Raw genomic sequence first — 21,213 nt, 5'->3', positions numbered from 1 at the left:
TACCTCTCTCTTGACTCGTGGTGCCTGGTACTCGTTGTGCCTGGTAATGGCTCGTTCGTGTGGGTCAGTCCTCCTGACGGCGCTGAATCGCTTCGGCGATCCGCTTGATGCGCTGGAGCCGGGCGTCCCACGCGGCCCCGACCGACGACAGCTGCGCTACGGCGCGGGCGAGCTGGGCCTCGTCGACCTGGTAGAGGCGCTCGCGTCCGGACGGCGTGACGTGGACCAGCCCGACCCGGCCGAGTACGCCGAGGTGCTTGGCGACCGCCTGCCGCGTCACCGGCAGCTGCTCGCTCAGCGTGGTCGCCGTCCCGCCGCCTCCGGTCAACAGCAGATCGAGCATCCGCCGCCGGATGGGGTCCCCCACCGCCGACCAGAGCTCGTCGTCGACGGTGACACTCATGGCGTCGACACCTGCCGGGCGATGTAGGCGACGAGGCGCGGCAGGAAGTAATCCCATCCGGTGACGTGCTCGCGGTACTGCTCCTCGAGTACGGCCGCCTCCCAGCCCTTCTCCCGGAACCCCTCCTCGGAGAAGCGCAGCAGCGTGCCCGCGCCCGAGGGGGCCAGGTCGAAGGTCACGAGGAGCGAGTTGGAGGGAGAGGCGGCCTCACCCTCGTCGTACACCCACCGAAAGGAAAACCGCCGGGGCGGGTCGGCCTCCACCACCGTGACCGGCACGACCTTCACCTCCGGCGCCGCACTGTCCCCGAACGAGATGACCCCGGTGGCACCGGGCACCGGCTCGAGCTCCGCCTCGTCCGGCCACCACTCCCGCAGGTGTTCCGGCCTGCTGACGACCTCGTAGACCACCTCGGGCGTGGCGTCGATGTAGATCTCCCGCTCGATGCTGCCGTACTCCATCAGCACCGCTCCTTTCGCAACCTTTGGTTGCACATTACTGTAGAACGCCGAGTCGGAACGCGCAACCATTGGTTGCCAAATGAGGTCCACCCCCGACGCCGGTCACGGCAATTCAGCCCGTCTGGGGGTGCCCCCTCTGGGGGAGCTTGAGGACGAGGCCCCTTCAGGGCCGAAGCGGGGGTCTGGGGGCGGCAGCCCCCAGGAGGGGCCGGGGTCGAAGGGGCAGCGCCCCTGGGGGATGGGACGGGTAGGGGCGGCGGGGGCGAGGAAAGTCCCGCTCACCCCGGAGGGCCCCGCAGCATGGAACCCCGACCCCCACCACCCCGTCTCGTTCCACGTAACCCCAGGAGGCGACATGGAACGGCGTACCTTCATCGGCGGCGGCGCAGCAGCCCTCACCGCCCTGGCAACAACCGCGTGCAAGGGCAGCACAGACTCCGCCACAGGAACCGGCGCGGACACAGCCACCCGCACACAATCCACATCCACGACCACCAGCAAATCCGCCGCCCCCGCCAACTGGACCGCCCTCGCCCGAGACCTCGACGGCCCCCTCATCCGCCCCGGCGACGCCTCCTGGAAGTCCGCCCACCAGCTCTACAACACCCGCTTCGACGCCCTGAAGCCCGCCGCGGTCGCCTACGTCGCCCACCCCGACGACATCCGCACCACCCTCGCCTACGCCCGGTCCCACAACCTCCACGTCGCCATCCGCAACGGCGGCCACTCCTACGCCGGCTGGTCCTCCGGCAACAACCGCCTGATCATCGACGTCTCCAAGCTCAACCGCATCCGCGCGAGCGGCAACACCGCGGTGATCGGCGCCGGCTCCAAGCTCATCGACGTCTACCGCGCCCTCGCCGCGAAGGGCGTCACCATCCCCGCCGGCTCCTGCCCCACCGTCGGCGTCTCCGGCCTCACCCTCGGCGGCGGCCACGGCGTGACCTCCCGCGCCTACGGCCTGACCTGCGACAGCCTCACCCAGGCCACCCTGATCACCGCCGACGGCAGGCAGCTCACCGCCAACGCCACCACCAACAAGGACCTCTTCTGGGCCCTGCGCGGCGCCGGCAACGGCAACTTCGGCGTCGTGACGGAGCTGCACTTCAAGACCCACCCCGCCCCCCAGGCCGTAACGGCGTACATGACCTGGCCCTGGTCGAAGGCGACCGCGCTGATCAAGGCCTGGCAGGAGTGGGGCCCGACCCAGCCCGACGAGATCTGGTCGGCACTGAGCATCTCGAACCATGCGGGCGGCAACCCGACCATCACCGTCGCGGCGTTCTCGCTGGGCACCTACGGCGAGCTCCAGAACGCCGTGGACCGCCTCGCCGACCGCCCCGGCGGCCCCGGCCCCGCGAGCAACGTCACCCTCAGGCGCCGCTCGTACGAGGAGTCGATGGAGCTGTACGCGGGCTGCTCGTCCTTCGCCACGGACGCCCAGTGCCACCTCCCCGGCTCAACGCCCGGCCGCTCCCCGCAGGGCGCACTGAGCCGCGAGACATATACGGGGAAGTCTGACTTCTTCGACCGCTCCCTCTCCTCGGCGGGCATCCAGACCCTGCTGAAGCAGATGCAGTCGGTCCGCGGCGGCTCCGGCAGCATCGCCCTCACGGCCCTCGGCGGCGCCGTCAACCGCGTCTCCCCCACGGCGACGGCCTTCGTGCACCGCCGCTCCCGCTTCCTGGCCCAGTACATCGCCTCCTGGCGCGCCGGCACCACGGGTTCCGCGGCCCAGGCCTGGCTGAAGCAGGCCCACGACGCGATGCGGCCGTACGCCTCGGGCGCCGCGTACCAGAACTACACCGACGCGGGCCTGAGCAACTGGCGCAAGGCGTACTACGGGGATGCGGCGACGCGCCTGACGAGGCTGAAGAAGCAGTACGACCCGGAGAGGTTCTTCACGTACCCGCAGGCGCTGTAGCCGCCGGGCGTCGGCGTTCGAAGGCAGGACGCAGGACGCAGGACGCAGGACCGGAGCCTAGGCCGCCAGATCCCGCTCCTCAGCCCCGGCCCCCGCGGTCTCCTTCCGAGCCCCCGGAATCAACGCGTCCTGCCCACCCACCCGGGACTGTCCCCGCGACTTGATCAGCCACCCCACTCTCGGCGACCGCTCGATGGCGGACATCACAGGCGTCAGCAAGGCCATGGCGAGTGGCGACAGCAGCAGCGCGACGGCCGTACCGAGCGCGAACCCGCCGACCACATCGGTCGGATAGTGGACGCCCATGTAGACCCGGCAGAACCCTTCGAGAAGAGCCAGCCCGATCCCGACGAGGCCGAACTTCCGGTTCGCGACGAACAACCCGACCCCCAGGGCCATGGCGATAGTCGCGTGATCACTCACGAACGAGTAGTCGGTCTTGCCGTTGACCAAGACTTCAAGCCCCTGATGATCCTTGAACGGCCGAGGCCGCTCGACGAACCCCCGTATCGGCACGTTCACGAGCACCGCGACGGCGGCGGCCAGCGGCGCCCACACGAGCGCGGCCACGGACGAGGCGGCGTCCTCAACGCGCCTGCGCCGCACGGACCACCAGCACCACATCACGAGCAGGACCAGCGCGAGCAGCAGCCCGTACTCACCGACGTACTCCATGACCCGGTCGAACCAGCTCGGCGCGTCCTTGGCCAGGCCATTGATGTCGAAGAGCAGCTCGACGTCGGGGTTCGACCCGGATTCTGCGAGTCCAGCCATGATGCCGCGGCCCCTTCGTCGTCTCACCGGCGTATCTTGCGTACGCCGTCCCGCCCACCCCCGTGGTTGTAGATCCGGCTACGAAACCAGGAACGCACGGCCCCTGGAGATACGTTCCACACTCCACTGAATGATCACGCAGACGTTATCGAAGAGAGACCCATCGCCGCAGCTCAGGGGGTGGGTTCACGCTCCGTCTAAACCGCCGTGGGCAGCGCTTTCGCGCCATCCGCGGTCACCCGGGTGGCCCCGAAGTACTCGGGGGTGTCGATCGGGTCGAACCGGATCACAGCACCTGTTCTCGGCGCGTCGATCATGTAGCCGCCACCCACATAAATACCGACATGGTGGATGGCCCGGGAGTTGTTGAGGTCCTTCGAGAAGAACACCAGATCGCCGGGGAGCAACTCGTTCCTGGCCGGATGCGGCCCCGCGTTGTACTGATCATTGGCGACCCGCGGCAACGAGATCCCGACGCTCGCGTAAGCGGCCTGAGTCAACCCCGAACAGTCGAACCGCCCACCGTCCGCGGCGGTGCCCTCACCGCCCCAGAGGTAGGGGGTGCCGAGCTTCTTCTGGGCGTAGTCGATGGCACCGGCGGCCTGCTTGGTGGGGTCGACGCGGCCGACGGGCGCGGCGAAGCTCTTCTCCAGGCTGCGGATTCTCGTGACGTAGTTCTGGGTCTCGGTGATCGACGGCACCCCGCCCGCCTTTATGACGCGGTACGCGCCCGCGTTGTAGGCGGCGAGCATGTTGTTCGTGGTGTCGCCGGGGACGTCCTTGACGTACTTGGCGAGTTCGCAGTCGTACGACGCCGCCGACGGAATCGCGTCGTTCGGGTCCCAGATGTCACGGTCGCCGTCGCCGTCGCCGTCGATGCCGTGGGTGGCCCAGGTGCTCGGGATGAACTGCGCGATGCCGCGGGCGTCGGCGTGGCTGACGACGTCCGGGTCCCAGCCGCTCTCCTGGTAGAGCTGGGCGGCGAGCAGGGCGGGGTTGATGGCGGGGCAGAGGTTGCCCCACTTCTGCACGAGCGCCTTGTACGCACCGGGCACGGAACCCTTGGCCAGTCCGACGCTGCCCTTTCCGACGCCGTTGAGCAGGTTCCCGGCGACGATGTACACCCCGACCACGAGCAGCATCACGAAGCTCAGGCCGAGCGCGACCGCGACACCACCGGCCACCCATACTTTTCGCACGGCTCAACCCTCCCCCATATCGCCGCTGTTCAAGACCGTTTTTGCTGAGAGTGGCGTTATTTCACCGTGAAGCCAAGACAGAAGACGCTCGAGTAGTCGTCAGGCGTACGGATGTGATGGAACTGCACGGTCCAATCGCCCGGATCATTGGTCACGGGGATGGCGGGGGACGGCTCGGCCCTCGCCCAGGACTTGAAGTCATCCGGATAAGTGACGTACTTCCAGTCGCCCGGAGCGCTACCGCTGTACAGGTCGATGGGCTTGCTCGTGTAGCCCACCCGAACGTTGTCGACCAGCAGCCCCTCGACGGGCTTACCGGTGGACGGGTCGATGTCGTGCGGTGGCTTCACGCTGATGGTGACGTAGTAGGGCTCCGCGTCCTCGGTCGCGTTCTTGTCGCGGAACCCGATCCGCACCTTGCCGTCGAGGGGGAGCGTCTCCGACACGGCGTCCGGGTTGGCGGCGTCGCTGACGGAGCCCATGAAGCCGTTGCCCGCCCGCTCCTCCGGCGGCAGTTGGCACGCACCAGTGTCCGAGACCCATTGCGTACGGTCGATCTTGTCCGCCGCATACGCGGGAGCACCGTTCGACGCCGCCGCGGATGATGACGTGCTGGGCGACTTGGTGACCCCTGCGGCGGAACCACCGTCCTTGTCGTCGTCCGGCAGCAGCACGAAGGCCACGCCCACGCTGACCGCGACCCCGGCCGCCACGGCGACCATCCAGGGCGCGACACGGCGTCGGTCGGTGACCGGCGTCGGCCCGTTCACCTGTGTGGGCGTATAGCCGTATCCGTACGCCGCCCCAGCCGTGGGCAGTTCATGCGCCCCCGGCGGCGGATGCGACGGAGGCGTCGGCAGCGCGGCCGCCCCCGCGTGCCCGCCCGGCGGCGTCTGCGGCACCGCCTCGGCCAATTGGGCGAACCCGGCGTAGAACGGGTCCTCGACGAGGGCCGCCCGTACTCCACACCGCGCGATCACCTCGCCGAGCTCCGGCCGCACCGCCGGATCCTTGGCCACACACGCCTCGACGAGGGCCGCCAACTCCGGCTCCACGCCGACGAGGTCGATGGGCTCATGCACCGCCCGGTAACTGACCCCGGCCGGCTCGCCCATGCCGAACGGCGCCCGCCCGGTCGCCGCGTACGCGAGCGTCGCGCCCAGCGCGAACACGTCCGCCGCCGGACCCACCTCGTTGCGCAGCAGCACCTCGGGCGCGGCGAAACCGGGCGTGCCCGGCGCGAACCCGGCCTCGGTGAGCGCCGTCTGACCGGCACCGCGCGCGATCCCGAAGTCGATGAGCTGGGGCCCTTGAGCGGCGAGGATGACGTTCTGCGGCTTGAGGTCCCGGTGCGTGACACCGTGCGCGTGCACCGCCGCGAGACCCTCGGCGAGGGCGGCGAGCACCCCACGGCACGTCTCGGCCGGCAACGCCCCCCGCTCCCCCACGGCCCCGCTCAGAGTCGGTCCCGACACATACTCCGTGGCCAGCCAATACGGCGCCGCATCCAGCGAGGCGTCGATCAGGTTCGCCGTATACGCACTCCGCACGGCCCGCACCGTCTCCACCTCACGCCGGAACCGGGCCAGCGCCTCCGGATGGTCGGTGATCTCGTCCCGGATCACCTTGATGGCGACCAGCCGCCCACCTGGCGACCGCGCGAGATAGACCTGCCCCATACCGCCCGCCCCGAGCCGTGCGAGCAGCGTGTACGCACCTATGTGCGCGGGGTCCCGATCTTTCAGTGCGTCCACTGAACAGACCTTGCCACAGAGATCAGTTGGACGCGGAGTCCCTTTCCGCTTCCTGGTACAACTCCGCCGCCCGCACCCCCAGCACCGCGCTGTACGACGCATCCGCCGACGTCCCGCCATCGTCATGCCCACCGAGCACACCCACGACCGCCCCGTCCCCGTCGACCCAGGGGCTCCCGCTGCTCCCGCCACCGAACCCGGGGCATTCGATGCGCTGCTGCGTATGCCTGAAGAGGCGAGGCCTGTTGGTGCAACTCACAGCTTTCTCAAGGTCGTTGGGATACGCGGTAACGGTCACCGCCATGGTCCCGGCGGCCGTGTCCGTGGCCAACCGATTGCCACCCACCACATCCTCGACGCCTTTCCCGCCCCGATCCCCCACCACCAGGAACGCCACGTCGCTGTCCTCGTCCCGCCTCTCCTCCCACGCCTTCGACAGGAACCGTCTCCCCACCTTCCAGACTCCGTACGGCTCCTCGCCGTCCCGGTACCGCGGCACGAACACGAGTTCTCGCGGCTTTCCGCCCAGACAGTGGGCGGCGGTGACGATGAGGTTCCGGTGTGGGCTGTGCACGACGGACGCGGTGCAGAAGTGACCACCGCGCAGGCGGTCGCGACGGTCCGCCGCGAACAGCGCACCGACCCGCGCACTGCGCGCCTGCGCCGCGGCAGGCGCTGTCACGCCGAAGGGACCTGAACCGGCGTCGGCCGCCGCGGAGGCCGAGGTGAAGGCGAGGAGGAGGCTGGCGGCGTACAGGGAGAGGCGCGAGGGACGCGAGGTGGGCATCATCGTGGGCCACTGTGGCCCACGAAGGTGAGAGGAACGTCAGACGTCGCCCTCGCGGCCTTCGCCCCCTCGCCGCCGGCGCGGTGAAGCACCGTACAGAGGGAAGCCGTCGGTGGAGACCTCGATGCCGAGCGGCTCGGGCAGCCGTACGGCTTCTCCGAACTTGCCGGGGAGTACGTCCTGGTAGACGCCGTTGTCCGGACGGGTGTGCAGGGCCCAGGTGCCGTTTCGGGGGTCGATGACGAGGAGGACGGGGACGCGGGCGACGGCGTACCAGTCGGCCTTGTCCCTGATCTCGCGGGACTTCTCGGACTGGGAGATGACCTCGACGGCGAGCGCGGCGTCCTCCGGGGCGGCGAGCATCGAGGAGGGGACATCACGAGCTTGCCGCCCACAATCTGCACCCGCAGCCCGGTCAGGCCTTCAATCCTCTCGGCCGTCTCGCGCAGCCTTCCCGGCCTCACCACTGGCACTCGGCCCACAACAACTTCCCACCCTTCGACGCCCCCAGCTCTCGCAGCACGGAGACCCCGACGGAGTCCGCGCATGCGCGTACGAGCTGCAGGCCCCGGCCGTTCTCCGCGTCGTCCGGCGGTACGGCGGGCAGATCGCCGTCGACCGCGAAACCGGGCGGGACCCTCGGGTCCGTGTCCCATACCGCGACCCGGAGGCGCTCGGCGTCCATCGGGCGCACACGGAGGGCGTACGGGCCGGTCGTGTGGCGGTGGGCGTTGGCGAGGAGTTCGGCGGCCAGGAGTTCGGCGGTGGGGGTGACGTCGGTGAGGCCGTGGGCGGCGAGGACGGTGCGGAGGGTGGCGCGGGCGATGCCCGGTGCGCGTGGATCGTGCGGGAGTTGGAGGGTGTAGGCCCAGGACGGGGATACGGTGGCCATGGAAGTCTCCGATCACTGAGGGGAGTTGGGAGGATGCGGGTGGTTGTTGCCCAGTGGCCTGCCACTCCGTCGAGCGGTGCGCTTCTGGGCGGGGGCCCAGTTGTAAGGTAGTGGGCATCAGTAAATGCATTCACCGTTTCCCCGGAATCGCATTCATTGCCACCCGTGTGAGTGACAGCGAGGAGGCTGCAAGCCCGTGAGAAACCCGACGGGTCGCCAACTGCGGTTCGGTGCCGAGCTGCGCAAACTCCGTGAACGTGCGGGTCTGAACGCCACCGAGGCGGGTCAACTTCTGGGCATCAAGCAGGCACAGGTCAGCAACATGGAGGCCGGTCGCGTCGGCATGAGTTCCGAGCGGGTACGCCAGGTCGCCTGCCACTACGACTGCTCCGACAAGCCCCTCGTCGAGGCGCTGAGCGAGATGACCTCCCAGCGCACCGGCGGCTGGTGGGACCAGTACCGCGAGATGCTTCCCACGTCGCTTCTCGACCTCGCCGAACTGGAGCACCACGCCCAGTCGTTGCGCGACTCGACGACAGCGCGCATCCCCGGCCTGCTGCAGACCCGCGAGTACGCACTCGAGATCTTCCGGCAGGCGGTCACCGAACTCCCGCCGCCCGACATCGAGCACCGCTTGTCGTTCCGTATCAAGCGACAGGCAGTCCTCTTCCGCGAGGACGAACCGACCCCCTACAAGGCGATCATCCACGAGGCTGCCCTGCGCATGAAGGTCGGCGGCCCCACGGTTGCCCGACAGCAGTTGCAGCACCTGCTCGACATGAGCGAGCGGGACCACATCACCCTGCACGCCATCACCTTCGACTCCGGGGCCTACCCGGGATCAGGGCAGTCGATCCACTACGCACACGGCCCGGTACCGCAACTGGACACCGTCTACCTCGACCAGGCTCACGGCCTGGCGTTCCTCGACGCCGAGGCACAGTTGCACAAGTACCGCACCCTGTTCAGTCGTATCGAGGCCCTTGCGCTCGCGCCGGAGAAGACCCGGGACCTCATCCACAACGTGATGCGAGACATGTGAAGGAAAGCCCATGAACCTCTGCTGGCAGAAGTCGTCGTACTGCTCCGAAGGCGCTTCGTGCGTCCACGTCGCCACCACCAGGGAAACGATCCATCTAACCGAAAGCAGCGACCCGACCGGCGCGATACTCACCTCCACCCCCGCCGCCTTCCACGCCCTCCTCACCAGCCTCAAAAAGGTCCCGCATGCCTGAAATCCCCCCGAACCTCACCTGGGAACGAGCCGCCCCACCCGACGCCCCCGGCCCGGGCCCCTGGATCGAGATCGCCTTCGGGGAGGGCGATGGCGGCGAGACCCCCGTCTACATCCGCGAGACCAGCGATCCGGACAACGTGGTCACCACCAACCGCCGCAAGTGGGACGCCTTCGTACTCGGCGTACAGGCGGGCGAGTTCGACCACTTCGTGGAATGACGATGCCGCCGGCCGGATTACCCGGCAGGTAATCGATCCCGGCCTGCCCGCGTGCCACGATCGAGAGCACAAGCACAACGTGAGCACAGGAGCCCGACCGACCGGAAGGACACCATGCCCGCCTACGCCATCGCCCACCTCCGAAACGCCACCCCGCACCCGGAGGTCGCCGAGTACATCGAGCGCATCCCCGCCACCTTCGAGCCGTACGGCGGCCGCTTCCTCGTGCACGTCACCCCGCACGAGACGAAGGAGGGCAGTTGGCCGGGGGCCGTCGTGGTCATCGGCTTCCCCGGGATCGCCGAGGCGCGGGCATGGTGGGACTCGCCCGCCTACCAGGAGATCGCGCCCCTGCGCTCACGGCACATCGAGGGCGACATCATCCTCGTCGAGGGCGTCCCGGAGGGCTACGACCCGACCGTGACGGCGAAGGCCATGCGGGAAGCGTTGGCCGCCGAATAGCTCTGGAGCCGGTCGGTTTTCGGCTCCCGCCTCGGTGCGTTGTCGCTCAAGCGGTCAGTTCCGTCTGGGCGGACACAGGGGAGACCGCGTCCTGCCGGGTGTACCACTCTGTGGAGAGAAACCTCTCCCGGACGTCCGGCGCGAAGCCGGCGAGCAGGCCGGGCGCCGCCCCTCGCTCCACCTCGCTGCGATGGGCCACCGTGTTCATGCCCTTGCCCGCACGGGCCAGTTCCTCCGGGCGGAACTGCCGTATGTGAGCGACCAGCCGCCCTACCGACTCGTCGAGCGGCGCGTCGAGCAACCGCGCGCCGCCCGGGGCGGAATGCGGCACGCGCGCGTCGGCGTAGCCGAGCATCCGCGGCTCACCGGCACCGAGGATCCGCACCGCATCGGCATCGATCGACCACCTCCGAGCACGGCCTACCTCTGAGTACGAATACTCAGGCACCAGGTCATCCGTCACGGCAGACTGCACCACGACCGACCGACCAATTGACCGACCGGCAAACCAACTTGAGGGGGAACGCACGTGAGACGAACCAGCCGTGCCCTGGCCATGACGGCACTGGCGGCCTGCGGACTTACCGGCCTGGGGGCGGCGCCCGCCGCCGCGTCGGCCGATGTCCTGCTGCCCCATCCCGGGCCGGAGGGCCTGGTGTGGGTGCCGGAGCAGACCGGAGACGGCGGTGTCGCGTCCGGTGGCGCGTGGGAGGGGCTGCCGACCGTGCTCACGGTGGCCTGCGAGGGCGGCGGCGATGTGCGGGTGCGGATGTCCCAGGAGACGGAGGTCGCCGCGTTCTCGGTCGACTGCCCGGCCGGAGAGGCCGGGGTGGGCTCGGTGACCATGGATCCCGGCGTGGTCCGCTCCGGGTCGTTCGTGATCGGCGTCGACGCTTCGTCGGACAACATTCGGTGGGCTCTGACGGTGACCCAGCCGGAGTCGTGACGCGCTCAGGAGTCCAACCTGGTCAGCCTCCTGACCTGCTCAAACTCCTGACCTGCTCATACTCCTGACCTGCTCAAACTCCTGACCTGGCAGAAGTCGTGTCGGGGCGGCGGAGCCCACTACCGCTCCGCCGCCACCCGCTCCACCTCCCCCAACGGCCAGCTCACCCCCGTGAGTTCCTCGGACACCGTCCACAGCCGCCGCGCCGCCTCCGCATCGCTCGCCGCCCGGGTGCGGCCCACCAGCGTCGGCGCGCCCCGCCACTCACCCAGTCCGTCCGGCCCGACGTAACTCGCGCCGGGGATGTCCTGCGTCGCGGCGAACAGGGTCGGCAGAGCACCCGCCCGGTCGTCCTGGGCGAACAACTTGTTGCCGACCTGCATGAACCCCCGCACCAACGGATTGCCGTGGTGGCTCTGGAGGTTGGTGGCGGCCCAGCCGGGGTGCGCCGCCACCGCCCGGACGGAGAACCCCGCCGCCGCCAGCCGGCGCTCGAGTTCCAGCACGAACAGCAGGTTCGCCAGCTTGGACTGGGCGTAGGCACGGGCCGGGCCGTAGTTCGCCGTCAGGTTCAGGTCGTCGAAGTGGATCTTTCCGTCGCCCATGCGGTGGGCGGACGAGGAGAGCGTGACGACCCGGTCCGTGATGTACGGCAGCAGCAGGTTCGTCAGCGTGAAGTGGCCCAGATGGTTCGTGCCGAACTGCATCTCGAAGCCGTCCCGCGTCCGCTGCTCCGGCAGCATCATCACGCCCGCGTTGTTGATCAGCAGGTCCAGCGGCCGGCCCTCCCAGCCGTACGCGAACTCCCGCACCGAGGACAGGTCCGCCAGGTCCAGCCGCCGTACCTCCGTGCTGCCGTTCACGGTCGCCGCCGCTGCCCGGCCCCGTTCCAGGTCTCGTACGGCGAACACCACATGCGCACCGGCCCCGGCCAGCGCCTCCGCCGCCCTGAGGCCGATGCCGCTGTTGGCCCCGGTAATGACGGCCGTGCGGCCGGTGAGGTCGGGGAGGCGGGTCGCGTCCCATGTCCGGTTCATCGGGTTCATCTGCTTCGTCTTGTCAGCCATGACTACGAATGTAGGCGCCGCCAACAATGCTGTCAATGACAACAATGATGACGACGCCAACAAAGATGGCACCGCCAACATCAAGCTACGATGGTGCGCATGCCAGAAAGTCCCGAGAGCCGCCGCTACCACCACGGAGACCTGCGCGCCGCCCTGCTCACCGCCGCGGAACGCACCCTGCGCGACAAGGGCGCCGCCTCCCTCTCCCTCCGGGAACTGGCCCGCGAGGTCGGCGTCAGCCACGCCGCCCCCGGCCGGCACTTCAAGGACAAGCAGGCCCTGCTCAACGCCCTGGCGTTGGCCGGGTACGAACGGCTCGGCCAGGCCCTGGGCGCGGCCGACGACCGGGCACTCCCCCTCGAACGCCGCCTCACCGCCCTGGCCCGGACCTACCTCGGCTTCGCCATCGACAACGCCGAGCTCCTGGAGCTGATGTACGCCCGCAAGCACGATCCCGATGCCTCGGAGCAGATGGCGGCCGCCGTGGAGCAGACGGTCGGAAGCCTGGAGCGGGTCCTCGCGGACGCCCAGAACCGCGGCGAGATCATCGAGGGCGACCCCGAGGAACTCAACCTGGTCACGGGCGCCGCCCTGCACGGCATGGCCGCCTTCATCGCGGGCGGCTGGCTGACGCCGGAGGCGGCCCTGGCGGGGGTGGAGGGCCTGGTCCACCACCTGCTGCACGGCCTGAAGCCCCGCTGACGGCACTGAGGCCCGCGAAAAGCACCGGGGTCAAGCCGAGGCCATCCCCCGGCATTCACCGCCGGCACCGGCTACGACGGCCCCACCGGCTGGGGCACCCCCCAGGGCCTGGACGCCTTCACCGGCTGACGCTCAGTCACCATCCCTACCTGCTACGGGCCACGGCACCCCGCCGTGGCCCGTTGGCGCTGCCGGGATAGCCTTCACCCGCAGAACACGGGCGCGACCACTCACCCGACCGGCCGTCAGAAACGGCTACCCGGCGTGAAGGGAGCTAACGACGGAGCCACACGACAGGTTCCGCTCAGGCATCATTGCCCGGCGTGACCTGCCGTGATACACAGAGTAACCGTACGAGCTATTCGTACGAATCCCGCCCATCAATGACGCCAAGTCGACATACGACGGCGACAATGTCGGCGAGAATGAGGCCTGACCTCTGCGCACCGCAGGGGGACTGCGGAACTACCCAACAGGGGCGGTGACTTACATGCTCTTTGCGGCCGACAAGGGCGACATCAACACCATCATCGGCGGGATCGCTCCGGACTGGGGTCCCTTCGGGGCATTGGGGAACGAAGCCAAGACGATGATCCAGGTCGTCATGGCGGTCGCCATCCTGCTCTGCCTCGGCATCGCCATCTGGGGCGCGGCCAAACAGCGTATCGGCGCCACGGCCCTGCGCGACACGTTCAGCGCCGAGCAGGGCAAGGGTCTGATCGTCGCCGGTCTGACGGGCGTCTTCATCATCGGCTCACTGGGCACGCTGTTCACCATCGTGTACGGCATGGCCGTCTAGCGGTCCGCTCCCCTCCGTCTCCTCCATACGCTCCGGGCACGCCCGGCCCCCCTAGTCCCCGACCCACCCGTCGTGCTCACCGGCTGAGGTTGCGTTTTCCCTGATGTCGAGTCACCACACCGCGCCCATGCGGGAACCAGCCCGGCTACCGTCGTACTCCAACGTGTTTTCGTCCGACGCCGAGGGGGCGTACGCGGCATGAGTCTCGGAGACGAGCGGGAGTCCTCCGGCGGTTACGGAGGCACGGGCCAGACCCGCACACGGCTGCCCGAGAGCGGCGGTGACGTGTACGGGGGCGCGCGGCGAGGCGGCCGCTCGTCGTCCCGGAGCCTGGTCACCGTGGTCGGCGTGGTGGTCCTCCTGATCGCAGCGATCGCCTTCGCGAACCGTGGAGGCGACGACTCCGATTCCCCGGCCGGGGACGAAAACCAGCCGAAATCCTCCACTACGGCGGCGAGTGGGGCACGGCCGGTGGACGGGAAGGCCGGGGGGATTCCGGCGGGGTTCGCTCAGGATGAGCAGGGTGCGCAGAGTGCGGCGGCCAACTATGCGGTGACGCTGGGTTCAACCGGCATGTTCAACCAGGCCACCCGGCACAGCATCGTCGACACCATCTACACGCCGACGGCAGCTGCCAAGCTCCAGAGCGCGATGGACCAGGCCTACTCGCCGGACTTCCTCAGCAAGCTCGGCCTCGACGAGAACGGCGCCGCCCCCGAGGGCAGCACGTTCGTATCGCGCACCGTGCCGGTAGGCACAAAAGTCGAGCAGTACAGCACAAGCAGCGCCAAGGTCTCCGTCTGGTACATGGGCCTCATCGGCATGTCAGGCCAAAGTTCAACCGACCCTGTGAGCTCGACCTGGAAGACCTGGACCTTCGACCTGCAGTGGGTCAACAACGACTGGAAGATCACCGCGGACACCCAGAAGGACGGGCCTGCGCCGGTGCCCGGTGACGACAGAGCCGCCGGCTCCGACGAGATCAGCAAGGCCATCGAAGAGTACGGAGGGTTCACGTATGCCCGGTAGCCCGCGTCGCGTACTCAAGCTCACGGCCTTGTTGGCCGCCGTACAGACCAGTGCCGTGCTGCTGGCCACGCGCGCCTACGCGGCTCCCACACCTACGCCAACGCCGAGCAACGACCCCTGTGACCTGCTCATCGGTCCCGCCAAGCAGTACTGCGAAGAAGACAACGGCGGCGGCAGCAATCGAACCGGCACCCCCTCCCTAACCGACCCCACCTCCACCCTCGACCCCCTCTCCTCCCTCGCCAAGGGCTGCGCAGACGCCGCGTCCTGGACCATCAAGCAGCTCAGCGAAGCCGTAAAAGACACCGCGAACGTCGACTTCACGAACCCCAAGTTCCTCCAGCAGTACGCCGTCGTCTTCGCGGCGTCGACGATCCTCACCCTCCTCCTCTGGCTCCTGGCAGTCGCCAAGCGAGCAGTCCGCGGCGTCCCCCTCACCACCGCCATCTCCGAGGCGATCGGCTTCCTCTGGCTCACGGTGCTCGCGTCCGCGTTCACGCCGCTGATCCTCTACACGGTCGTATCGGCGACCGACGGCATCACGGACGTCCTGGCGAAGACGACCGGCGACCAGACGGACACCTTCTTCGGCACCTTCGCCGGCGCCCTGGAGAAGGGCGAGGACATCGGCGGCGGCCCGATCATGCTGATCGTCGTCTCCCTGGTCAGCATCCTCGCCGCCGGCATCCTGTGGCTGGAGCTCGTCATCCGCGCCGCCCTGCTCTACGTCGGCGCCCTCCTCGGCACCGTCGTCTACGCGGGCCTGGTCGACAAGAACCTGTGGGGCCACGTCCGCCGCTGGGCCGGCATCATGATCGCGGTCATCCTGGTGAAGCCGGTCATCGTGATCGTGCTCGGCCTGGCCGGCGCCCTGTCCGCCGACGACGGCCCGAACGCCTTCTCGGCCGTCGTGTCCGGCCTGGCCATCATCCTGCTCGCCATCTTCGCCAGCGCGATGATCTACCGCTTCGTCCCGGGCTTCGGCGACGAGATCGCCGGCTCCCGCAACAACCGCATCATGCGCGGCGCCGAGGGCAAGGCCGCCGCCGTGATCAGCTCCCCGGCGACCCTCGTCGCCCAGGGCATCAAGACCCACAGCTCCCGCGCGGACAACAACGGCGGCGGAGGCCAGTCGAACTCGCCCCGCCCCTCCAATCCCGCCTCCGGCGGCGTCGCCGCGCACAGTTCGCGCCCCTCCAACGGGGGCGGCGGATCTGTCCCCTCCGCCGCACCCGCGCCCCGCTCGGGAAGCCCGGTGAACACCCCCCACGCCAGCAACACCCGCAACAGCAACAGTTCAGGAGGTGACGGGCGTTGACGACGCAGTCCCACGTGTCCCATCCGGTCACGCCCCGCCGTGCGTATCTGATCGGCCGCGCCCGGCCGAACGCGGTCGTCGGCCGCAACCGTGAGACCGGCGAGATCGCGCTGATCATCGTGGGCGCGTTCCTCGGCATGATGTGCGGGCTCCTCGTCCCCGTCCTGTCCCTGCGCATCGTGCTGCTCACGGGCTTCCCGCTGCTCGCGCTCGCCGCGGTCTACGTGCCGTACAAGCAGCGGACGTTCTACAAGTGGTTCGAGATCAACCGCAGCTACAAGCGCACCCTCCGCCGGGGCACCGCCTACCGCTCCGGCGTCATCGAGGCCGGCACCCGCATCGACGGCCGCGAGGTCGAGGTCGGCCCGCCGCCGGGCATCGGCCGCATCACCTGGCTGGCCGCCCCCTTCGGGCCCGACGAGATCGCCGTACTCCTGCACGCCGACCGCCGCACGGTCACGGCCGCCATCGAGATCGAGGGCCCCGGCGTGGGCCTGCGCGACTCCGAGGACCAGGAAGCCCTCGTCGACCGCTTCGGCACGCTGCTGAAGCACGTCGCCAACGGCGACGGCTTCGTGACGCGCCTGCAGATGCTCGCACGCACCCTTCCCGCCGACCCGGACGCCCACGCCAAGGACGTCGCCATGCGCGGCGACGAGCGGGCCCCGGGCTGGCTGCAGCAGTCGTACGACCAACTCCAGTCGATGGTGTCGACGAGCAGCGAGCAGCACCGCGCGTACCTCGTCGCCTGCATGCACTACACCCGCGACCTGGCCGCCGAGGCCATGGCGATGGCCCGCGCGGCCCGCCCGCACGGCGGCAAGGTCGACCGGGACGCCGGTCTCGCGGTCGTGATGGCCCGCGAGCTGACCGACATCTGCTCGCGCCTCCAGGAGGCCGACATCCGCGTACGGCAGCCGCTCGGCCAGGGCCGCCTCGCCTCCCTCATCCACTCCATGTACGACCCGGACCACCCCATCGACCACATCCAGGCGATGACGAAGCGCAACGCCTGGCCGGCCGAGCTGGACGCCATGGAGCCGACGTTCCTCCAGGCGAAGACCCGGGAGTCGTCCACCCGCGCGCCGTGGTGCCATGCCACCGCCTGGGTGAAGGAGTGGCCGATGACCCCGGTCGGCGTCAACTTCCTGGCGCCCCTCCTCGTCCACACCCCGGACGTCATCCGCACGGTCGCCGTCACGATGGACCTCGAACCCACCGAGGTCGCCATCGAGCGCATGCTGACCGAGAAGACCAACGACGAGGCGGAGGCCAGCCGCGCCGCCAAGATGAACCGCACCGTCGACCCCCGCGACGTCGCCGCCCACACCCGCCTCGACCAGCGCGGCGAGGACCTCGCGAGCGGTGCCGCCGGCGTCAACCTCGTCGGCTACATCACCGTCTCCTCCCGCACCCCCGAGGCCCTGGCACGCGACAAGCGGACCATCCGGGCGTCAGCCGGAAAGTCGTATCTGAAGCTTGAATGGTGCGACCGGGAGCACCACCGGGCATTCGTCAACACACTCCCCTTCGCCACCGGCATTCGGAGGTAGGACCTGATGCGGGACCCGCTGTCCGTCCTCACCGACGCCTTCACGTCCTTCCTGTTCGGGAAGGTCGAGACGACCCGGCCGCCGGTGCGCACGTCCACGGGCCAGGCGCAGGCGGTCTACCTCCCGACCGCCGCCCCCGGCCTCGGCGACTCGGGCGTCATCATCGGCCGCGAGGTCTACTCCGGAAAGGGCTACATCTACGACCCCTTCCAGCTGTACGGCCAGCAGCTCCCCGCCCCGCACTGGCTGGTCCTCGGCGAGTCCGGCAACGGCAAGTCGGCGCTGGAGAAGACGTACGTCCTGCGCCAGCTGCGCTTCCGCGACCGCCAGGTCGTCGTCCTGGACGCACAGGGCGAGGACGGCGTCGGCGAGTGGAACCTCATCGCGCAGGAGCTGGGGATAACTCCCATCCGCCTGGACCCGACGGCCGCCCTGGACATGGGTATCCGCCTCAACCCCCTCGACCCGTCGATCACGACCACGGGCCAGCTCGCACTGCTCCGCACGATCATCGAGGTCGCGATGGGCCACGGCCTGGACGAACGCTCCGGCTTCGCCCTGAAGGTCGCGCACGCCTACGTCAACGAAACGATCATCGAACGCCAGCCGGTCCTGACAGACATCGTCGAACAGCTACGGCACCCCGAGCCGGAGTCGGCCGAGGCGATGAACGTCGCCATAGACGACGTACGCGCATGGGGCCTGGACGTCGCCCTGGTCCTCGACCGTCTGGTCGACGGTGACCTCAGGGGCATGTTCGACGGCCCCACCACGGTCGGCATCGACCTCGACGCGCCTCTCATCGTGTTCGATTTGTCCCACATCGACCGCAACTCCATCGCGATGCCGATCCTGATGGCGATCGTCGGCGTCTGGCTGGAACACACCTGGATCCGCCCCGACCGGAAGAAGCGCATCTTCCTGGTCGAGGAGGCCTGGCACATCATCAACAGCCCCTTCGTGGCCCAGCTCTTCCAGCGCCTGCTGAAGTTCGGCCGACGGCTCGGCCTGTCCTTCGTCGCCGTCGTCCACCACCTGTCGGACGTCGTCGACGGCGCGGCGGCGAAGGAAGCGGCCGCGATCCTCAAGATGGCGTCCACGAGGACGATCTACGCCCAGAAGGCGGACGAGGCGAGGGCGACAGGCCGGGTGCTCGGGCTGCCGCGCTGGGCCGTGGAGATCATCCCGACCCTCACTCCCGGCATCGCGGTGTGGGACGTCAACGGCAACGTCCAGGTCGTCAAACACCTGGTCACCGAGACCGAACGCCCTCTCGTCTTCACCGACCGCGCCATGACCGAATCGGCCAGCGACCTCGCCGACGACGCCCTGCGCGCCGCCGAACTCGAGGCGGAGGAGCGGGCGGCGGCCTTCGTGGAACAGCACCTCGGCGACTCCGAATCGACGGTGGCGTAGGCGAAGGGGAGGGCAGCGTGAGACCGGACGACCGCCTGCGACACCGGGACGGCCGTGACAGCCGTGACCGCCGTGACAGCCAAGGGGGCATCCCCGACGGCCTGCTGATCGGCATACTCGCCTTCCTCCTCGGCATGACGCTGCTGGTGTGGACGGCGACGGGCCTGGCAGCCCTGTTCTCGCACGGCACCTGGCCGTCCGGAGTCACCTTCACCCGCACACCGCTCGCCATGCGCTCCCTGATCGCCGAGCCCCACGACATGGCGGGCGCGTGGCCGGACACGCCGGCCGGTCAGCTGTCGGGGTACGGGCTGTTCTGGGGCGTGTTCATCGGCCAGTTGATGGTCCTCGTCGTACTGACCGTGTTCGTGATGGGGACGGTGGCACGGTGGCGCGCGGTCAGGGCCGGCAGGCGTGCGGGCAAGACGGGGAGTGCGGGCCGGACAGGGAGTGCGGGAGAGCCTGGACAGCCCTCGGACGACACCGGGACCGCCGCCCCTGCACCGGCACAGGCCGGGGTGCCCGCGCCACGGACGGAGCCCGACCCGACGGGGACGACGATCGCGAGGGCGACGGAACGCGGCGAGGGGGCGGTGCCCGACGCGGACTCCCACAGCCCCCTGCTCGCCGAACCGATGGCCGGGTGGGAAACAATCCTCGTAGCCCCGAAGGAAAGCCGCCTGCAAACGGCCACCCGAGCAGTACGCGACGCGGAAGGCCCCGCCCTCGTAGTCACGTCGAACCCAGCCCTCTGGCAGGACACAAAGGACGCCCGCTCGAAGCTGGGCCCGGTCCTCCTCTACGATCCGACCCACCTCTGCGACACCCCGGCCCGCCTCCACTGGTCCCCCACCGCAGGCTGCGAGGACAGGGATACGGCGACCCAGCGAGCCGCCGCCCTCCTCGCCCCGATCCGCCCGACCGCCAAACTGGACCAGGCCCTCGCGGCGGTAGCCGAAACGCTCCTGCGCAGCTACCTGCACGCCGCGGCCATCGACGGCCGCACCATCCGCCACGTCCACCGCTGGTCCCAGGGCAACCAGGTCCAGGACGCCGTACGAACCCTCCGTACGAACCCGAAGGCGGCCCCAGGCGCGGCAGGCGAGCTCGAAGCCGCCCTGACGGCCCACCCGGAACGCCGAGACATGGCTCAGGAGTTGACCACCCGGGCCCTCGCCGCCCTGCACACCGTCAACATCCGAGAGGCCTGCACTCCAAACCGAACTGATGCCCTCACCTTGGATTCCTTCGTCCATGAAGCGGGCACGCTTTATCTGGTGGGTGAATCCATCGAGGATCCCCGAGCGAACCCGGGCGCCATGCCACTCCTGACGGCCCTCGCCGCAAGCGTGGTCGAGCGCGGCCGGCGCATGGCCGAACGGTCATCCTCCGGTCGCCTCGACCCACCACTGACGCTCGTCCTGGACGACGTCGCCGCCGTGGCTCCGCTTCCCCAGCTCCCGGAGCTGCTGGCCACCGGAGCGGACCGGGGTATGCCGACCCTGGCCCTGCTCCGGTCCCGGGAACAGGCCCGCTCCCGCTGGCCGCACGACGAACTGCCGGTGTAGGCCTGCCACTAAGGCCGCTCGATGACGAACTCCAACTCGGACTCCCCCGACCCCTCGCCGAGCGGCACGGTCACCCCACTCGGCACGAACCCGACCTTCCGATAAAACCGCTGTGCCCGCCTGTTCTCCTCGTGCACGATGAGCCGGACCCGCTCCGCGCCCCGCGCCCACGACCACTCCAGGGCGGCATCGAACATCACCTCGGTCAGCCCGTTCCCCCGCTCCTCGGGACGCACGAACACAGCGACGACATGCCCCTGCTTCCGCTCCACCGGAAATCCGGCCCAGTCCGTCGTCCCCGGCTCCTCCACCAACACGGTCAAGGTCCCGACCCACACCCCGTCCGGCCCCTCGGCGATGATCTGCTGCGCCCCTTCGGCGCCCTCGCAGGCGCCGGCTGCCTGCTCCTGCCAGAAGGAGTCCGGCCGGGCCACGGCCTCCTCGTAGGTCGTGAGAAAGGCGATCGGCGCAACCGGATCCCGCAACGCGGCAAGCCGCAACTCCCTTGCGGCGGGCCACTCGTCGGCACGTATGGACCGGATCTTGTAGCTCATGTCAGACACCGTAGCCGAACGCAGAAAACCCCCGTACCGATTTACGGTACGGGGGTTTTCTTCAAAATTTGTTCGGCGGCGTCCTACTCTCCCACAGGGTCCCCCCTGCAGTACCATCGGCGCTGTAAGGCTTAGCTTCCGGGTTCGGAA

General features: G+C 69.3%; 24 protein-coding genes and 1 rRNA gene. 13 read left to right on the top strand and 12 right to left on the bottom strand.

Features of this window, described 5'->3' with window-relative positions; all coding sequences use genetic code 11:
• Positions 1–64 precede the first annotated feature (64 nt).
• Both IF78_RS0121380 and IF78_RS0121375 read right to left on the bottom strand, forming a co-directional pair.
• Entirely contained in the window at positions 65–403 is a 339-nt protein-coding gene (locus IF78_RS0121380; protein WP_031479218.1) for an ArsR/SmtB family transcription factor, read from the bottom strand.
• Positions 400–864 (bottom strand): SRPBCC domain-containing protein, encoded by a 465-nt coding sequence (locus IF78_RS0121375; RefSeq protein WP_031479220.1) that lies wholly within the window; start codon positions 862–864, stop codon positions 400–402. Before IF78_RS0121375 ends, IF78_RS0121380 begins: the two co-directional genes overlap by 4 nt.
• Positions 865–1,219: 355 nt before the next feature.
• On the opposite strand from IF78_RS0121375, the gene IF78_RS0121370 reads away from it, so the two are divergent.
• Entirely contained in the window at positions 1,220–2,788 is a 1,569-nt protein-coding gene (locus IF78_RS0121370) for an FAD-binding oxidoreductase (protein WP_031479222.1), read from the top strand.
• A gap of 57 nt (positions 2,789–2,845) precedes the next feature.
• On the opposite strand, the gene IF78_RS0121365 is transcribed toward IF78_RS0121370, so the two are convergent.
• The 6 genes from IF78_RS0121365 to IF78_RS0121340 form a co-directional block, all read right to left on the bottom strand.
• On the bottom strand, positions 2,846–3,562 hold the full coding sequence (locus tag IF78_RS0121365; protein ID WP_031479224.1) for a phosphatase PAP2 family protein: 717 nt from the start codon (positions 3,560–3,562) through the stop codon (positions 2,846–2,848).
• Positions 3,563–3,759: 197 nt separating this feature from the next.
• Entirely contained in the window at positions 3,760–4,704 is a 945-nt protein-coding gene (locus IF78_RS0121360; protein ID WP_078662541.1) for a C40 family peptidase, read from the bottom strand.
• Positions 4,705–4,817: 113 nt separating this feature from the next.
• Positions 4,818–6,515, bottom strand: coding sequence for a serine/threonine-protein kinase (locus IF78_RS0121355; RefSeq protein ID WP_031479228.1), 1,698 nt, complete (start codon positions 6,513–6,515; stop codon positions 4,818–4,820).
• Positions 6,516–6,537: 22 nt separating this feature from the next.
• On the bottom strand, positions 6,538–7,305 hold the full coding sequence (locus IF78_RS0121350; protein ID WP_031479230.1) for a trypsin-like serine peptidase: 768 nt from the start codon (positions 7,303–7,305) through the stop codon (positions 6,538–6,540).
• Between the two features lie 36 nt (positions 7,306–7,341).
• Complete coding sequence (locus IF78_RS47765; protein ID WP_051828065.1) at positions 7,342–7,665, bottom strand: Uma2 family endonuclease; 324 nt, start codon at positions 7,663–7,665, stop codon at positions 7,342–7,344.
• A gap of 97 nt (positions 7,666–7,762) precedes the next feature.
• Positions 7,763–8,194, bottom strand: a complete 432-nt coding sequence (locus IF78_RS0121340; RefSeq protein ID WP_031479234.1) for an ATP-binding protein — start codon at positions 8,192–8,194, stop codon at positions 7,763–7,765.
• A gap of 196 nt (positions 8,195–8,390) precedes the next feature.
• On the opposite strand from IF78_RS0121340, the gene IF78_RS0121335 reads away from it, so the two are divergent.
• The 4 genes from IF78_RS0121335 to IF78_RS0121320 all read left to right on the top strand — a co-directional run bounded on the left by IF78_RS0121335 (position 8,391) and on the right by IF78_RS0121320 (position 10,111).
• Positions 8,391–9,236 carry a helix-turn-helix domain-containing protein gene (locus tag IF78_RS0121335; RefSeq protein WP_031479236.1) on the top strand — a complete coding sequence of 282 codons (846 nt, stop codon included), beginning with the start codon at positions 8,391–8,393 and terminating at the stop codon, positions 9,234–9,236.
• Between the two features lie 10 nt (positions 9,237–9,246).
• A complete protein-coding gene (locus IF78_RS0121330; protein WP_031479238.1) occupies positions 9,247–9,429 on the top strand; it encodes a DUF397 domain-containing protein in 183 nt (60 codons plus the stop codon).
• A complete protein-coding gene (locus IF78_RS0121325; RefSeq protein WP_031479240.1) occupies positions 9,422–9,649 on the top strand; it encodes a DUF397 domain-containing protein in 228 nt (75 codons plus the stop codon). Before IF78_RS0121330 ends, IF78_RS0121325 begins: the two co-directional genes overlap by 8 nt.
• A gap of 114 nt (positions 9,650–9,763) precedes the next feature.
• Entirely contained in the window at positions 9,764–10,111 is a 348-nt protein-coding gene (locus IF78_RS0121320) for a DUF1330 domain-containing protein (protein WP_031479242.1), read from the top strand.
• A gap of 46 nt (positions 10,112–10,157) precedes the next feature.
• On the opposite strand, the gene IF78_RS0121315 is transcribed toward IF78_RS0121320, so the two are convergent.
• Positions 10,158–10,496: a hypothetical protein gene (locus tag IF78_RS0121315; RefSeq protein ID WP_051828063.1), complete on the bottom strand. Its 339-nt coding sequence runs from the start codon at positions 10,494–10,496 to the stop codon at positions 10,158–10,160.
• A 144-nt stretch (positions 10,497–10,640) separates the two neighbouring features.
• Here IF78_RS0121315 and IF78_RS43780 point away from each other — a divergent pair, with 144 nt between their 5' ends.
• Positions 10,641–11,057, top strand: coding sequence for a hypothetical protein (locus IF78_RS43780; protein ID WP_234439772.1), 417 nt, complete (start codon positions 10,641–10,643; stop codon positions 11,055–11,057).
• Between the two features lie 119 nt (positions 11,058–11,176).
• Here IF78_RS43780 and IF78_RS0121305 read toward each other — a convergent pair whose 3' ends face one another.
• On the bottom strand, positions 11,177–12,124 hold the full coding sequence (locus IF78_RS0121305) for an oxidoreductase (RefSeq protein WP_031479248.1): 948 nt from the start codon (positions 12,122–12,124) through the stop codon (positions 11,177–11,179).
• Positions 12,125–12,214: 90 nt separating this feature from the next.
• Between IF78_RS0121305 and IF78_RS0121300 the strand changes: the two genes are divergently transcribed.
• From IF78_RS0121300 to IF78_RS0121270, 7 genes are all read left to right on the top strand, one after another.
• Positions 12,215–12,826 carry a TetR/AcrR family transcriptional regulator gene (locus tag IF78_RS0121300; RefSeq protein ID WP_031479250.1) on the top strand — a complete coding sequence of 204 codons (612 nt, stop codon included), beginning with the start codon at positions 12,215–12,217 and terminating at the stop codon, positions 12,824–12,826.
• Between the two features lie 490 nt (positions 12,827–13,316).
• Positions 13,317–13,625: a hypothetical protein gene (locus tag IF78_RS0121295; protein ID WP_007494892.1), complete on the top strand. Its 309-nt coding sequence runs from the start codon at positions 13,317–13,319 to the stop codon at positions 13,623–13,625.
• Positions 13,626–13,823: 198 nt separating this feature from the next.
• The gene (locus tag IF78_RS0121290) at positions 13,824–14,654 is read left to right on the top strand and encodes a hypothetical protein (protein ID WP_031479253.1); all 831 of its coding nucleotides are present in this window, start codon (positions 13,824–13,826) and stop codon (positions 14,652–14,654) included.
• Positions 14,644–15,972 carry a membrane protein gene (locus tag IF78_RS0121285; RefSeq protein ID WP_031479255.1) on the top strand — a complete coding sequence of 443 codons (1,329 nt, stop codon included), beginning with the start codon at positions 14,644–14,646 and terminating at the stop codon, positions 15,970–15,972. The genes IF78_RS0121290 and IF78_RS0121285 overlap by 11 nt, the downstream gene beginning before the upstream one ends.
• The gene (locus tag IF78_RS0121280; protein WP_031479257.1) at positions 15,969–17,525 is read left to right on the top strand and encodes an SCO6880 family protein; all 1,557 of its coding nucleotides are present in this window, start codon (positions 15,969–15,971) and stop codon (positions 17,523–17,525) included. The genes IF78_RS0121285 and IF78_RS0121280 overlap by 4 nt, the downstream gene beginning before the upstream one ends.
• A gap of 6 nt (positions 17,526–17,531) precedes the next feature.
• On the top strand, positions 17,532–18,941 hold the full coding sequence (locus IF78_RS0121275; protein ID WP_031479259.1) for an ATP-binding protein: 1,410 nt from the start codon (positions 17,532–17,534) through the stop codon (positions 18,939–18,941).
• Between the two features lie 17 nt (positions 18,942–18,958).
• On the top strand, positions 18,959–20,509 hold the full coding sequence (locus tag IF78_RS0121270) for a type IV secretory system conjugative DNA transfer family protein (RefSeq protein WP_031479261.1): 1,551 nt from the start codon (positions 18,959–18,961) through the stop codon (positions 20,507–20,509).
• Between the two features lie 8 nt (positions 20,510–20,517).
• Here IF78_RS0121270 and IF78_RS0121265 read toward each other — a convergent pair whose 3' ends face one another.
• Positions 20,518–21,063, bottom strand: coding sequence for a GNAT family N-acetyltransferase (locus tag IF78_RS0121265; RefSeq protein ID WP_031479263.1), 546 nt, complete (start codon positions 21,061–21,063; stop codon positions 20,518–20,520).
• A gap of 70 nt (positions 21,064–21,133) precedes the next feature.
• A 5S ribosomal RNA gene (gene rrf, locus IF78_RS0121260) occupies positions 21,134–21,213 on the bottom strand; the annotation flags it as partial.

The sequence above is a fragment of the Streptomyces bicolor genome (assembly GCF_000719285.1).
GTDB lineage: Bacteria > Actinomycetota > Actinomycetes > Streptomycetales > Streptomycetaceae > Streptomyces > Streptomyces bicolor.
The sequence above is the reverse complement of the archived record's forward strand: the minus strand, read 5'-3'. Positions and strand labels throughout refer to the sequence as shown.